This window comes from Ralstonia flaminis (assembly GCF_958415495.1).
GTDB classification, from domain to species: Bacteria; Pseudomonadota; Gammaproteobacteria; order Burkholderiales; family Burkholderiaceae; genus Ralstonia; species Ralstonia flaminis.
Genome location: NZ_CATZLL010000011.1, coordinates 58,950 through 73,057 on the forward strand (window position 1 = coordinate 58,950; position 14,108 = coordinate 73,057).

Consider the following 14,108-nt stretch of genomic DNA (forward strand, 5'->3'; position numbering starts at 1 on the left):
AACGCAAACGATGCAAGTTCAATTGGTGCAGGCCGCCAACGCAATCCTGGGCGAAGGCCCACTGTGGTGCCCGGATGAGCAGGTGCTCTACTGGATCGACATCCTTCGCCCCGCGGTGTATCGCCATACGCCGGGCGTGGGGCAGACCGGCGTATGGGCGTTGCCCGAAAGCGTGGGTTCCATTGCCCGCCTAGGTGCAGGGCAACTGCTGGTTGCCATGCGCAGTGGCCTGTTTGCGCTGTCTACGGTCGAGGGTTCGCTGACGCGGCTGGCCTCCGTCGAGCACGCCTCTGCCCAGCAGCGCCTCAACGATAGTGCAGTCGATCCTGCAGGGCGCTTCTGGGTCGGCTCCATGCGTGAGGGCGGCCCGAGCTTCGGCAAGCTGTATCGCTTTGGCGGTGGTTCTGCACCGTTCGAACTCGATGATCAATGGGCGTGCCCGAACGGTATCGGCTGGAGCCCAGACGGCACGGTGATGTACGTCACCGATTCGGCCAAGCAGACCATCTGGCGCTATGCCTATTCGGTTGAGCACGGCACGGCCACCGACAAGCAGGTGTTTGCCACCTTCGATGCTGGCACGCCGGATGGCCTGACGGTGGATGCCGAGGGGGGTGTGTGGTCTGCCTTGTGGGACGGCTGGAGCGTCGTCCGGCTGAGCCCCGAAGGCGAACGTGTGACCACGGTGCCGATGCCCGTGCAACGGCCTACCAGCGTGGCCTTTGGTGGCGACGCCCTCCAGACGCTGTATGTGACGTCGGCAAGCATCAATGTCGACACCACCGGGTTGAACGCCGGGCCCTTGGCGGGTGGCCTGTTCGCGGTTGAGACATCGGTGCGTGGACTGCTCAATACGCCGGCCCGTTTGGGGGAGAGGACATTCCTGTGCACGACAGGCGCGGAGGTGCCCGCATGACCGCGCAGGCCGGCCTGATCGCACAGGAAAACACCGTGGACACGGACGCCGTTGCGCCAGCACTGGTTGCGGTCGATTGGGGAACGTCGTCGTTTCGCGCGGCGATTGTGCGGGCAGATGGCACCATTCTTCGTTCCATGTCGGCCGGCAAGGGCATTGCCAAGATTCCTGGGCGAGACTTCAGCCAGGCATTCAGGCAATTGCTGTCCAGTTGGGAGGCGGAACTTGCCTCGTTACCAATCTACCTATGCGGCATGGTCGGCAGCCGCCAGGGCTGGGTGGAAACCACGTATCAGGAGTGTCCTGCGGGCTTTGAAGACATCGCGCGCGGCACGACCCGTTGCAAGATCGACGGCATGGAGTTGCGTTTCATCCCGGGCCTGCACCGGTATGACAATGTGGCCGGGCACGACGTCATGCGGGGTGAAGAGACGCAGGTGATCGGGGGGATGACGCTTGGCCGTGAGCGCATTGTGGTTACGCCGGGCACGCATTCCAAATGGATTCTGACCGAGGGCCAGTCTGTCCGGCACTTCCGTACGTTCATGACGGGCGACATCTTTGCGGCAATGCGTGGTCACACCATCCTCGCGCATTCGATGGACGAGGGCAGCACGCTGGCTTCGCCGGGGGAAGTCAGTTTCGAGCAGGGTGTCCGGCAGGGCTTCCGCACAAACGCGTTGATGGGCGAGCTGTTTTCGGTCCGTACGCGCAGCTTGTTTTCGGAGCCCGGTTTCCACGCGGCCAGCTATTTGTCCGGCCTGCTGATCGGCAGCGAGTTTGCTTCGGGTGTGGCCCTCTATCCGGCAGCCACTCGGGAGGGGGTCACGGTGATCGGGTCCGCCGCGCTGATGCCGTTCTATGTGCGCGCCGCACAGTGCCTGGGCATCGATACGGAAGTCGTGGACGGCGAAGCCAGCGTGCTGGGCTGCTACCGGCTCGCACGATTAAATGGAGAAGCATGGTGATGCAGTCAAAGAACGTAGAGAAGTTTGCGCAGTTGATGGCACGGTGCCCGATTGTCGCAATCCTGCGAGGGGTCCACCCGGATGAAGTGCTGGAGATTGGCGAGGCGCTCATCTCCAACGGCATCGAGATCATCGAGGTGCCACTCAATTCACCGGAGCCCTTCGAGAGCATCCGCCGCTTGCAGGCGCGCTTTGGCGAGACCGCGCTCATTGGCGCGGGCACTGTTGTGACGGTCGAACAGGTGGATCGCGTGCGTGACGCCGGCGGCGCGCTTGTGGTGTCGCCCAATATCAACCCGGCGGTGGTGCGGCGCACGGTTGAAACTGGATTGGTATCGCTGCCTGGTGTTGCAACGCCTAGCGAAGCCTATGTTGCTCTGGAGGCCGGAGCGCACGCGGTGAAGGCGTTTCCGGCGGATCAGATTGGGTGTGTTGCCTTGCAGGCTTGGAAAACCATCCTGCCAGCAGGCACCCGGCTGCTGGCGGTTGGCGGTGTGGACGAGGCGACGTTGCCGCGCTTTCGCGCAGCCGGAATCACGGGTTTTGGGGTGGGCGGGTCGCTGTACAAACCGGGTGCGTTGCCGGAACAGGTCGGGCTGGTGGCAAAAAAGCTGCACAATGCCTGCCTGAACTGAGCGCAAACGCACCGATATCAGGCGTATCCGCTGTGAATCGTGTCCTGCCGCCATTCATGAACACTTCGGTTTTGCATTGAATTTCATGACTGAAAAGAAGAGTGCCCCGACCCTGAGCGACGTCGCCACCGCGGCCAATGTCTCCACGGCGACCGTCTCGAAATACATCAACCGCATCCAGCGTTTCTCGCCGGAGGTGGAGGCGCGGGTTGCCGCCGCCATCAAGGACCTGGGCTACCACTCCAACCCGATGGCGCGATCGATGGTGACGGGGCGCTCCAAGACGCTGGGGTTGTCCATCACGGATATGCACAACCAGTACTTCGCCGGGCTGGTGCAAGGTGCCAACCGCGTGGCAATGAAGCACGGCTACAGCTTGCTGCTGGTGGATAGCGAAGAAAGTGCGAGCCGAGAGCGTCAGTTGCTGGAAGACCTGTGCATGCGTGTCGACGGCCTGATGATCAACTCCAAGCTGCGCCAGGAAGAGATGGAGTGGATTCACGAACTGCCCAAGCCGTTCGTCTTTTTCGATCGGCGCGAGGACAACGGCAAGCAGGAGATTGATTCGCACAACCGCGATGCTGCTTACATGGTGGCCAACTATCTGGTCAAGAGCGGCCATCAGCGGATTGCCTATATCGGCTTCGACAAGTCGCGCGCCGATCAGGAGCGCTACGCCGGTGCTCTGGCTTGCCTTGAGGCTCACCGGCTCGACCTGCCCCGCTACGAGACTGACGCATCGTCTCCGCAAGAGGGCGCCAGAATTTGCTCCAAGATCATGCTGGGTTCGGAGCGCGTGGATGCCGTCATCTGCTTCAACGACATGATCGCGATCGGCTTCCTGAAGCAGGCGTCCGAGCTGGGTTTCTCGGTGCCGGACGACTGCTCGGTGGTTGGCTTCGACAACATCCCTTTCTGCGACTACGTCACCCCCACCCTGACCTCCGTCGACATGGGCGGCGAACGCATGGGGGCGCTGGCTACACAGCACCTGATCGACATTCTCAATGGCAGGGAGTCGAAGGCTTCGCTTCCGGAACCCAAGCTGATCCTGCGCAAGTCCACAAGGGGCCGCAAGCTGGAAATCTAGCCGACCGGTGCGTGAGGCCCTTCCATTCGGATTACGCAATGCGCGACGACGGCGTGAGCGAGGAAACTCGGAGCGATTTCCGCTGGACAGGGAATCGTGGAGGGCATGGATGCTGATCTATCTGATCGAAGGCGATCGCTCGCAGTCGGTGTCTCTGGGCGGCGTGCTCTCCGGAGCGGGCTACATGGTGGCGTGCTATGCCGACGGGGCCGATGCGCTGCGCGCCATGCGACGTACGGCGCCGGACCTCGTCGTACTCGACCGTAAGCTGCCCGATATTGATGGGCTTGAGGTACTCGCCTGGATTCGCCGCCACTATGCCGATACCCCGGTGGTGATGCTCACAAGCGCGGCGCTCGAGTGCGACATCGTCGCGGCGCTGGAGGCCGGCGCCGATGATTACCTCATGAAGCCGGTCAAGCACGCCGAACTGGTGGCGAGGATCAATGCCTTGGTTCGCCGTACCAGGCGCCAGGCCGCCAGGAGCGACGCACAGTCGTTTGGCGCCTACACCGTCAACTACCAGGAGCGACGTGTCCTGATGCACGGCCAGGCTGTCTCGCTCACCCCGAAGGAGTACGAAATTCTGGAGATGCTGGCGCGGAATGTCGGGCGTCTCATGCCGCGTGAAGCCGTGCTGAATCAGATCTGGGGCCAAGTCCACGATCTCACGCACTCCCGATCGTTGGATACCCATATCTATCGGCTGCGGCGGAAACTGCATCTTGGGCAGCAGAGTGGGGTGTCGCTCAGGGTGGTGTATTCCCATGGCTATCGGCTTGAGTGCCATGAAGGGTAGGGTGGCGGCGTTCTTGCCGTCACCCCGCCCCCGGTTGATTGCCTCATCCTGAGGGACAGCCCAGTGCTCGGCCAACTTGCCGTCTTCAATGCGGACGACGCGCGGCGTATAGCCGGCTCTCCGGTGTCGTGCCAAGCGGGCCAACGACGTACGCATGCTCATCGAGTTACGGCATACCGGGCCGCAGGAATCGCGGTGGACAGGTGCGAGAACATTGCCTGCCGCGCGGCTTCATAGGCGTCCCACTTTTCGCGGGCGTGCAATGACGGGATCGTCACCAGCTCGCGCTGATCAAATCCGACCAAAGCGGCGTCGACCATGTCGGGTGCCGACATGACGATTTCCTTGGGCAGATGTTCCAGCGGAAGGCCGCCGATCTGCCAGAAGTCGGTGGCGGTGGCACCGGGTAGCACAGCTTGCACCTGCACCCCCTTGTCTGCGAGTTCGTGGTGCAGTGACTGGCTGAAGGCAAGCACAAACGCCTTGCTGCCGCCGTAGACGCCGTTGAGCTGTTCGGGCGTGATCGCGACGATGGACGCGATGTTGATGACGGCGCCCTTGCCGCGTGCGACAAAGCCTGGCACAGCGGCGTACGTCAGCCGCGTGAGCGCGGTAATGTTCAGGTCGATCATCCGTGTCATTGCGTCGACATTGCTGTCGAGCAGCGGCGTGTGCGTCCCCACGCCTGCGTTGTTGACGAGCAGGGTGATGCTTGCGTCCTGCTTGAGCTTGGCCTCGACGGCCGTCAGCGCTGTGCGATCGTTGAGGTCGGCATCGACAATCTCGACGCTGCGCCCTGTTTCATTGGCGATGCGGTCGGCTAATGCGGCCAGTCGGTTGCGGTTGCGTGCGACCAGAATCAGGTCGTAGCCCCGCCGGGCGAGGCGGTCTGCGTAGATTGCCCCAATGCCTGATGACGCGCCGGTGATCAGGGCCGTACCTTGGTGTGTTTGAGTCATGACGTCACTCCGTTGTGAAGCGGGTTGATGAATGCGTGAATGCATTCTGGCTTCGATCGGCTGTGACTGAAATGACGTATATAGTCGTGATTTAAGACGCGGCTTGATGGAGAACGGACATGCACCGAATCGGCTTTCTGATCAGCGATGGTTTTCAGATCATGGCGCTGGCCAGCCAGTCCGTGTTTGAGTACGCCAACATGACGGCGGGTGAGCCGTTCTATGTCATCAGCAACTTCTCGGTCGGCGGCGGAGAGGTGCGCTCGTCGCTTGGGGTCTCGGTCGGCACGCGATCCCTGCGCGGCAGGGGCGACGTGGACACGTGGATGGTCGCAGGCGTCAATGACCCGGTAATTTCACCGGCCCCTGCCGAGATCCTCGCGTTCCTGCGCAAGGGGGGCCGCCGGGCCAGGCGTGTTGCCGGCATTTGTACCGGCGCCTTCGTGCTGGCGGAGGCAGGTTTGCTGGCGCAGCGTCGCGCCACGACGCATTGGGCGTACGGGCGGGAAATGCAGAGGCGTTTTCCGGACATCCACGTCGAGGAAGACCGCATCTACATCGTCGATGGCCCGATCTGGACGTCTGCCGGCATGACGGCAGGCCTGGATCTGGCGCTTGCAATGGTGGAGAAGGATCTGGGCGCGGACATGGCCCGCTCTGTGGCGCACAAGCTGGTCATGCATCAGCGCCGGGCGGGCGGACAGTCGCAGCATTCCGAAATGCTCGATCTCGCGCCAAAGTCGGATCGGATCCAGAACGCGCTGAACTATGCACGTCAAAATCTGCACCGTTCACTGACCGTGGAAGAACTGGCCGAGACCATCCATCTGAGCCCGCGCCAGTTCAGTCGCGTGTTTACGCAGGAAACGGGGCAGTCGCCCGCCAAGGCGATCGAGGGACTGCGGTTGGAGGCGGCCCGGCTGATGATCGAGCAAGGCCGGCATCCGCTGGATGTCATTGCCAGGGAAACCGGCTTCCGAGATCGCCGCCATATGCGTGAGGCGTTCATGCGTGGCTTTGGCCGCCCACCTCAGGCGGTTAGGCGGGACGCGCGCATGGGCGACTGAGACCCTGCCATCGGTACGTTGCCGCAGAGGCGGTTGTCCTCAGTCATCGCAACCAAGCCGCGCATCCTGTCATACACTCACGCGCGCCTTCTGTCGTAGAACAACCCAACAATACAAACAGATGACTGTCCTCCTTAACGTATCAGCTCAATCCGGCAGCACAGCAGGCATGCCGCCTGACATGAGGCGCAACGGGGGCATCGGGCGCCAGCGATTCCCGTTGCGCAACGCATTGATTTCCACGGCACTTGCGCTGGGGTTCTTGCAAGTTGCGGGACTGGCCGCTGCCTCGACAGGCCCGGGCGCCTCCTGCGAGACCTGGGTGGGTGACTTCGCCACCAAGCAGGGTGCCCCCGCTTTTTTCCGGATCGAGCACAACGACCAAGGCTTTGTTGCGCGCACCAAGCAGGCCGATGGCAGTTGGAGTGCGGAGACCGTCGAGCTGGTGGACGTAACCCACAAGCCAGAGCTGGAGATTTCCTTCGCTCATGGTTGCGTGCTGGCTGGCGCCGGAGCGCTGTTGATCGAAGCCCCGAAGGGCACGGCCTACCAGGCCACGTCGATCACCGGGCGCAATTTCAGCACGTACCACATGGGTACGGATGCGCTGATGCTGGTCATGCAGGGCTTTCAGGTTGACGGGCGCGATCTGTACCGTGTGGCGGCCGAAGGCGCATCGCCGACACCGCTGCCGCCATTGCCCAAGGCGGTTCCCGGCAAAGAGGTGTCGAGCTTTGCTTGTCCTGGCCTACGCCCGCCCGCCATCACGCAGGCTGCCTTCGATGCCTTGCCTGCCGACTATCGCAAACGCTTCGACGGGCTGAGGCCCGATCGGCAGGCGGAAGTGATCTGCGGTCAGCGCCTCAATGATCTGCTCAGCCTTGACACGTTCACCAGCGTTGGCCTGCACGCGGATCGCGCAGCGACGCTCGCCGAGGCGCAGATCCTACTCAAGGCGGGGGAAGCGCCCCGTGACGAAGCGGGCAAAGACACATGGTGGCCGGCAGCACGCCACTGGTTGATGCGCAACACCCCGTTGTTCGATACCGACCCGCCTGTCCCGCTTCAGGCCGAGTATTTCGCCGCATTCAACGAAGACATCCTGCCGCGGCTGCCAAAGGCTCCGGCCGACGACACTCAGAGCGTGAAAGATGTGGTTCGGTACACACTTGCCATGCCGCAGGCGCAGGCGACCCACGCACTCGCCGGGTTGCAAGCGCTGGGCGCGTTGGATGCGCTGGTATCTGGTGGCACGGTTGCCCATGCTGTGTTGCAGTGGGCGCTCGAGCCGCAGGTTGCCGACGCGGTATTCGAGACGATCTACAAGGCCGCCAAGGTGCAGCCGCGCGATGCCAGCACGCTGTTCATTCCGGTCATTGACACGAAGAACGCGGTTGGTGTGGATCGCCTGCTCAAGCATGGTCTTGATCCGCGCGATGCGAAGGTGCTGTTGCGCGCGCGTGCGCAGCCGGCCCTGTATACAACCTTGCTGGACGCTGCATTCCAGCGTGCCAAGTCGGCCGGCGGCAAGCTGTCGCCCGACGTGGTTGATCCGTTGGTTCAGGCGGAACTGCGCAATGGCAAGACGATCAACTGGAGCGCCGTCGAGCCGTTGCTCAGCCATGGCGGTGACGTGTCTCGCAGTTTTATCACCGGTGTGGAGCGTGACAATGCGTCGCTTGCCTTTTTTGCCCGCAGTGCGCCAGACAAATTCCTGGACCTGCTCAATCACGGCTTGCGTGTTGATTTGCCGTATCCGGTTGGAGGCAATGCGCTGCTGACCCGTTATCTGCGTCTGAACATCGCCTGGATGCCGGATGGGCCGAGACCCGATCTGGTCGAGGCGATGCTCAAGCGCCACAACAATGCGGTAACCGGCAAGCCATGTACCGACTGTGCCTACGATCCCCTTGGCATTGCACTCGGCAATCAAGGGCCCAACAGCGTTGCAGTGCTCAAGGTGCTGCTGCGCTACGGTGCCGACCCCAACACGCCCGACACCAAGGGATTTCCTGCTTTCACCTACGCGATCATGGATGACCGCGTCGATATGCTCGAGGCCATGATGCAGGGTCCCAAGGCGCTCAATCTGAAACTGACCGATCCCAATGGGTTCAGCTTGTTGGCGCTGGCGCGCTGCTACGACGCCAACAAGGCAGCGGACTGGCTAAGCCAGCATGGAGCGGGCCAGCCGGATCAGGGCTATGCTGCCTGTCGCGAGGGGCTTGCCGCACAACGCAAGAAGGGTTGATTGCCGGCGTACGGCCCACTAGCGCTGGCAGAGGTCGATTCATGCTCGGAACATGCCTCTGCCAGCACGTCTGCGGTCAGTTCTTGTGGCTGCCGAATCGACGCCCTTGGTCGAATAGCGTTGCGACAGCAACCATCAGCCCGGAACAGATCAGGATAACGACGACCCCACCTGTGGCATGCGTCGTCGATTGCGCAACCATGGACAACGCCCACAGTGGTGCCAATCCTCCCGCCAAGGCCGTACCGATTTCGCGCCCCGATCCGACACCGGTCGAACGGCTCTGCACTGGAAACTGGCGGCTCAGGAACGACCCCTGCGGTGCAAACATCATTGGTGCCAGAACGCCGGTGCCAATGACCATGGCCCAGTAGATTGCTGTGCTGGCACCCGTTCCCAGCAGCGAGAGGAAGGGGTAGGCAAACAGCGCAGACAGCATGCCACCCACCATCAACACCTTCTTGCTGCTGAACTTGTCGCACATCCAGCCGAAGAGCGGCACCGTCACAATGGCAACCAAGCTGGCCAAGGTCACCGACAGCGACGTGACGCTGGCCGGTACGCCCTTGAACTGGGTGAGATAGGCCAGAGAGAACGTCTTGAAGATATAGCTGATGGCGTTGTATCCAACAGCGATGAAAAAGACGACGCCAAGACCCTTGAAATGCGAGGTCAGCAACGTTCGAATCGGCTTTTCCTGGCGATGGCTCTCTTCAAAAGACGCGTATTCCGGTGTTTCGGGCAGGCTCCTGCGTACCCACATCCCGACCAGCACCAAGACAAAGCTCAGAAGGAAGGGAATGCGCCATCCGCCAGCAAGCAGGAATCGATCCCCCGCCATCGTGAGCAGGTAGACGGTCAGCGATGAAAGCAGCAGGCCCAGGTTCAAGCCCAGCGCGGGCCATGATCCTTGGCGGCCTTTACGGTTCTCTGCGGCATGTTCGTACGAAGTCACTGCGGCGCCGGCCAACTCGGCACCGGCTCCCAAGCCCTGGATGATTCGAATCAGCACAAGCAGCAGCGGTGCCCAGAAGCCGATGGATGCATAAGTCGGGATCAGGCCGATTGCCGTTGTGCACAATCCCATCAGGCAGAACGTGACAAACAGCATTTTCTTGCGGCCGTACCTGTCACCGAAGTAGCCGAAAAAAATGCCGCCGATGGGCCGCGCAACAAAGCCGATCGCGAAGGTGGCGAACGCCTGCAGCGTGGCATTGGTTGGGTTGGACGTATCAAAGAAGATCTTGCTGAAGACGATCGACGCCATCGTGGCGTACAGATAGAAGTCGTACCACTCCAGCATTGAGCCAACGATCGTGGCGGTGGCCACTTTCCTCAGTCGTGTCTTGCTGTCAGCAGGGGATTCAAGGCGAAGTGCTTGCATTGTGTCTCTGTTTTTAATGTGTGTTTTTATCATTCCGGGTGGAATGGATCTCTCGTTGTCTTTCCTATCTGCCGACAACCTCCGGGGTACCGCTCAGGCGCGGCGGCGCACGATGTGCTGTTGCCCGAGTTCGAAGCAACGCGTCACGCCGAGCATGGCCAGGTTGCGGTCGACCTCATCACGCAGCAAGCCGATGGCGTGAGCGACGCCGGCCTCGCCCGCCACGGCCGCGGCGTAGTTGAAGGGGCGACCCACGAGCACCATGCGCGCACCCAGCGCCAAGGCTTTGAGCACGTCTGAGCCGCGACGAAAGCCGCTGTCGATGAGTACTGGGTAATCGGGTCCTACGGCGGCCACCACGGCCTCAAGAACGCGCATGGGGGAGGCCGCACCATCGAGCTGGCGGCCGCCGTGGTTGGACAGCACGATGCCATCGGCGCCCACCCGTCGGGCCTCCAATGCGTCTTCCACGCTGAGCAGCCCCTTGACCACCAGCGGCCCCTTCCAGCGGCGGCGAATGGCTTCAATGTGGCGCCAGGTCAGGTGGTCACGCGCCGAGAAGTCGCGCAGCACGGTGGACGACATGATCGGCGCCCCGCGCGTGGCGAAGGAATTCTCAAAATGCGGCATGCCGTGGCGCAGCAGCGTGCGCAGGAAGGTGCCCGCCACCCAGCCTGGTCGCACCATGCCATCCCAGACCAGGCGCAGGCTGGGGCGCAGCGGCGTAGAAAAGCCGGTGCGGATGTTGTTCTCGCGGTTGGCCGAAATGGGGATGTCCACCGTCACCATCAGCGTGCCGAAGCCAGCGCGCTCCACGCGGTCGATCAGTGCATCGATACGTGCCTGGTCGCCCGGTATGTACGCCTGGAACCAAGTGGCCGGGCATTCGCGCGCCACCTCTTCCATGGGGATCAGCGACGTCCCGCTCATGACGGACACGATGTCTGCCTGTTGTGCCGCACGTGCCAGCACCAGATCGCCCCGGTAGGTGGTCAGTGCGTTGATACCCATCGGCGCAATGCCGAACGGGCTGCTGTAGCAGTGGCCGAACAGTTCCACTGCCTGCGAGCGTTTCGAGACATCGCGCAGCACGCGGGTGGAGAACGCGTAGTCGTCAAATACCTCCCGGTTGTCGCGCAGCGAGCCGTTGTCCTCGGCCGCGCCCGCGATGTAGCCGAAGATGGGGCGAGGCAGGCGCCGACGCGCTGCGGCCTCGAAGTCGTGCAGCGACAGCATGTTGCGCAGCGCGGCGGGCAGGGTCACGGATGAGGGTTCAGCGTAGGAAGCCATGGGGAATGCGGATTGCTCCAAAAAGCTGCGACACTGTAGGGCGACGGTTTTGCGAATTAAAGCGAAATATTTAGAATGACTATGTTCGCTTTTAAGAAACAAAATCACGATGCCTCAACCGTCGATCAAGCAGCTTGAAGCCTTCTGGTGGGCTGCAACCTGCGCCAATTTCGCCACTGCGGCCGAGCGTGTGCACCTGTCGGTGTCGTCGCTGTCTAAGCGCATTGCTGAGCTTGAAGCGACGCTGGGCCAGTCGCTGTTTGACCGCAGCGGCCATCGCGCGGCACTCACCGAGGCAGGCGAGCGCCTGCTGCCCGCCGCGCTTGGTGTGCTCAATGCCATGGCGGCGCTGGGCCAGACACTGGATGCGCGGGCCGAGCTCACGGGTCACTGCCGCTTTGGGGTGGGTGACCTTTCCGCGCTGACCTGGTTACCGGCCTTTGTGGCGGCGGCGCGGCAAGCGCATCCGCAGTTGGGGTTGGAGCCATACGTGGATGTGGGGGGCGTGCTGGAACGCCGCCTGGCGGATGGCGAACTGGACTTTGCCGTGATTGCGGGCCGGTCTTCGCGCAGCGAGCTGCTGTCGCAGCCTGTGGGTGCCGCCCACTTTGCCTGGGCCGCCGCCCCCAGCCTGCCGGGCGCAGGCCGCCAGGACGCGGTCGCGCTGCTACAACGCCACCCGCTGGTCACGCTGCCGGCCGGCGCTGGCACCACGCGGCTGCTGGACGACTGGTTGCTGGCCAACCGTGCCACGGTGCAAGAGCGCATTGTGTGCAACAGCTGGGGCGCCGTGGCGGGCATGCTGCGGCAGGGCGTGGGCGTGGGGTTTTTGCCCGCGTACTGGGTGCGTGCGCTGAACTTGCGCGCGGTGGGGGCACGTACCCCGCTGGCGCCGTTGCACTATGCCTTCCAGTGGCGGCGCGGAGATGCGCGTGCGCTGATCGCGGCCATGCAGCCGTTGGCGCAGGCGCAGGTGGATTTTTCTGTTGCTCCTGGGGTTGCTGGCGCGTTGAGCCTGTGATGCATCGATGGTCGGCAGGCGCTGACCATCAACCAACGCGGGTTGGAGCCCCACAGGCTTGCTCGCTCTACAGCGTTCGTGCCGGCCTGCAACGCAACGGGCTAAGGCAGCACACATCCACCAAGCGGTTGCGCGTCAGCGCGCGCGGCGTCCTATTCTTCAACCTCGCTGCGCACCATCAGCACAGGCTTGTTGGTCTTGCGAACGACACCTTCGGCCACGCTGCCCAGGACCAGATGGTTGAGCCCACGCCGGCCGTGCGTGCCGAGCACGATCAGGTCCGCTCCGGTTTCGTTCGCTTCTGCCACGATCGTCGTCGAGATCTGGCCGGGGGCGATACCCTTTTCCAGCAGTTTGGTCGAGTGTTTGACGCCAGCTGTTTCCAGCTTGCTTGCTGCGCTGGCCAGGGTTTCCCGACCTACCTCAAGCACGCGCTTTGCGTAGGCAATTGCATCGCAGCCGACCATGTCGAAGGTCAGGTCTGAACTGTCAGCCACAAACAAGGCCTCGACCTCTGCGCCGGTGGCTTTGCCTACGACAATGGCCTGATGCAGCGCAAGGAGCGATGCATGACTTCCATCGATAGCGAGCAGGATGCGTTGGTACATGGTGGCCTCCAAAGGGATCATGCGGGACGGTGCCGCTTGTCATCAGCGTAGCCCGCATGGTGGGATTCCCATTGACGCACATCAACGCTTATCAGGCGCGACCCTCAACACTGCGGCGCCGGCAACGCGCCCCGTGCGCAGGTCATCCAGCGCGGCGTTGGCATCTTGCAGCCGGTACGTTGTGACATGCACCTTTAACGGGATTGCCGATGCCACCTGCATCAGCGCAAGGCCATCCGCGCGGGTCAGATTGGCCACCGACATGAGTTTGCGTTCCTCCCACAGCAGCCGGTACGGGAACGACGGAATATCGCTCATGTGAATGCCGCCACAGACCACGGCACCACCCTTGGCGACAGCTAGCAGGGCTTGTGGTATGAGCGCCCCAACCGGAGCAAAGATCAAGGCCGCATCCAGCAACTCCGGCGCGGATTGGTCGCTCGATCCAGCCCAACTGGCGCCTGTCTCCAGGGCAAGCTGCTGTGCAGCTGTGTCTGCGGGGCGTGTGAAGGCGAAGACTTTGCGCTGCTCCGCCACGGCAATCTGGGTGACCAGGTGGGCTGCCGCGCCAAAGCCATAGATGCCGATTCGACGTGCATCTCCAGCCATGCGTAGCGTCCGATAGCCGATCAGACCGGCGCACAGCAGCGGGGCCGCATGCGCGTCGTCATACCGCTGTGGAATCGGCAGGCAGTACCGGGCATCGCAGACCACGTACTCGGCATAGCCGCCATCACGCGTGTAGCCCGTGAAGGCGGGGTGGTCGCACAGGTTCTCGTGCCCGCTCAAGCAGAACGGGCAGGCGCCGCATGTCCAGCCAAGCCAGGGCACGCCAACTCGCTCACCCGGCGCTGGCGAAGAAACGCCTGGGCCACAGGACTCGACGACACCCACGATTTCGTGGCCGGGAATGAGCGATGCCTTGGGATGCGGAAGTTCACCATCCACGATGTGCAGGTCGGTACGGCAGACTCCACACACGGACACGGTGATCCGGACTTCTCCCGGCCCGGGAGCCGGCACAGGCACCTCTCGCCACTGCAGTGGCGCCGCCGTGCTTTCGTGGACCATGGCTCGCATGGATTCTCGCATTGGCGTCTCCAGACGCACCGCACCCGGT

Annotated in this window: 13 protein-coding genes; 8 read left to right on the forward strand and 5 right to left on the reverse strand. The window is 62.8% G+C overall.

Features of this window, described 5'->3' with window-relative positions:
* Positions 1–10: 10 nt before the first annotated feature.
* From R2N11_RS17155 to R2N11_RS17175, 5 genes are all read left to right on the forward strand, one after another.
* The gene (locus tag R2N11_RS17155; RefSeq protein ID WP_316681732.1) at positions 11–916 is read left to right on the forward strand and encodes an SMP-30/gluconolactonase/LRE family protein; all 906 of its coding nucleotides are present in this window, start codon (positions 11–13) and stop codon (positions 914–916) included.
* A complete protein-coding gene (locus R2N11_RS17160; protein ID WP_316681733.1) occupies positions 913–1,884 on the forward strand; it encodes a 2-dehydro-3-deoxygalactonokinase in 972 nt (323 codons plus the stop codon). The genes R2N11_RS17155 and R2N11_RS17160 overlap by 4 nt, the downstream gene beginning before the upstream one ends.
* Positions 1,878–2,519: a 2-dehydro-3-deoxy-6-phosphogalactonate aldolase gene (locus R2N11_RS17165; RefSeq protein WP_316681734.1), complete on the forward strand. Its 642-nt coding sequence runs from the start codon at positions 1,878–1,880 to the stop codon at positions 2,517–2,519. The genes R2N11_RS17160 and R2N11_RS17165 overlap by 7 nt, the downstream gene beginning before the upstream one ends.
* Before the next feature lie 85 nt (positions 2,520–2,604).
* A complete protein-coding gene (locus R2N11_RS17170; RefSeq protein WP_316681735.1) occupies positions 2,605–3,609 on the forward strand; it encodes a LacI family DNA-binding transcriptional regulator in 1,005 nt (334 codons plus the stop codon).
* 109 nt (positions 3,610–3,718) lie between these two features.
* Positions 3,719–4,408 carry a response regulator transcription factor gene (locus R2N11_RS17175; protein WP_316681736.1) on the forward strand — a complete coding sequence of 230 codons (690 nt, stop codon included), beginning with the start codon at positions 3,719–3,721 and terminating at the stop codon, positions 4,406–4,408.
* Positions 4,409–4,566: 158 nt separating this feature from the next.
* On the opposite strand, the gene R2N11_RS17180 is transcribed toward R2N11_RS17175, so the two are convergent.
* Complete coding sequence (locus R2N11_RS17180; protein WP_316681737.1) at positions 4,567–5,367, reverse strand: SDR family NAD(P)-dependent oxidoreductase; 801 nt, start codon at positions 5,365–5,367, stop codon at positions 4,567–4,569.
* A 119-nt stretch (positions 5,368–5,486) separates the two neighbouring features.
* Between R2N11_RS17180 and R2N11_RS17185 the strand changes: the two genes are divergently transcribed.
* A complete protein-coding gene (locus tag R2N11_RS17185) occupies positions 5,487–6,434 on the forward strand; it encodes a GlxA family transcriptional regulator (RefSeq protein ID WP_316681739.1) in 948 nt (315 codons plus the stop codon).
* On the forward strand, positions 6,379–8,685 hold the full coding sequence (locus R2N11_RS17190) for an ankyrin repeat domain-containing protein (protein ID WP_316681740.1): 2,307 nt from the start codon (positions 6,379–6,381) through the stop codon (positions 8,683–8,685). Before R2N11_RS17185 ends, R2N11_RS17190 begins: the two co-directional genes overlap by 56 nt.
* Positions 8,686–8,761: 76 nt before the next feature.
* Here R2N11_RS17190 and R2N11_RS17195 read toward each other — a convergent pair whose 3' ends face one another.
* Both R2N11_RS17195 and R2N11_RS17200 read right to left on the reverse strand, forming a co-directional pair.
* Complete coding sequence (locus tag R2N11_RS17195; RefSeq protein ID WP_233176912.1) at positions 8,762–10,102, reverse strand: MFS transporter; 1,341 nt, start codon at positions 10,100–10,102, stop codon at positions 8,762–8,764.
* A gap of 60 nt (positions 10,103–10,162) precedes the next feature.
* A complete protein-coding gene (locus R2N11_RS17200) occupies positions 10,163–11,359 on the reverse strand; it encodes an alpha-hydroxy acid oxidase (protein ID WP_316681741.1) in 1,197 nt (398 codons plus the stop codon).
* 109 nt (positions 11,360–11,468) lie between these two features.
* Here R2N11_RS17200 and R2N11_RS17205 point away from each other — a divergent pair, with 109 nt between their 5' ends.
* Complete coding sequence (locus R2N11_RS17205; RefSeq protein ID WP_316681742.1) at positions 11,469–12,380, forward strand: LysR family transcriptional regulator; 912 nt, start codon at positions 11,469–11,471, stop codon at positions 12,378–12,380.
* Positions 12,381–12,532: 152 nt separating this feature from the next.
* Here R2N11_RS17205 and R2N11_RS17210 read toward each other — a convergent pair whose 3' ends face one another.
* Together R2N11_RS17210 and R2N11_RS17215 are read right to left on the reverse strand one after the other, a co-directional pair.
* Positions 12,533–12,988, reverse strand: coding sequence for a universal stress protein (locus R2N11_RS17210; RefSeq protein ID WP_199030509.1), 456 nt, complete (start codon positions 12,986–12,988; stop codon positions 12,533–12,535).
* 81 nt (positions 12,989–13,069) lie between these two features.
* The gene (locus tag R2N11_RS17215; RefSeq protein WP_316681743.1) at positions 13,070–14,080 is read right to left on the reverse strand and encodes a zinc-dependent alcohol dehydrogenase family protein; all 1,011 of its coding nucleotides are present in this window, start codon (positions 14,078–14,080) and stop codon (positions 13,070–13,072) included.
* Positions 14,081–14,108 lie beyond the last annotated feature (28 nt).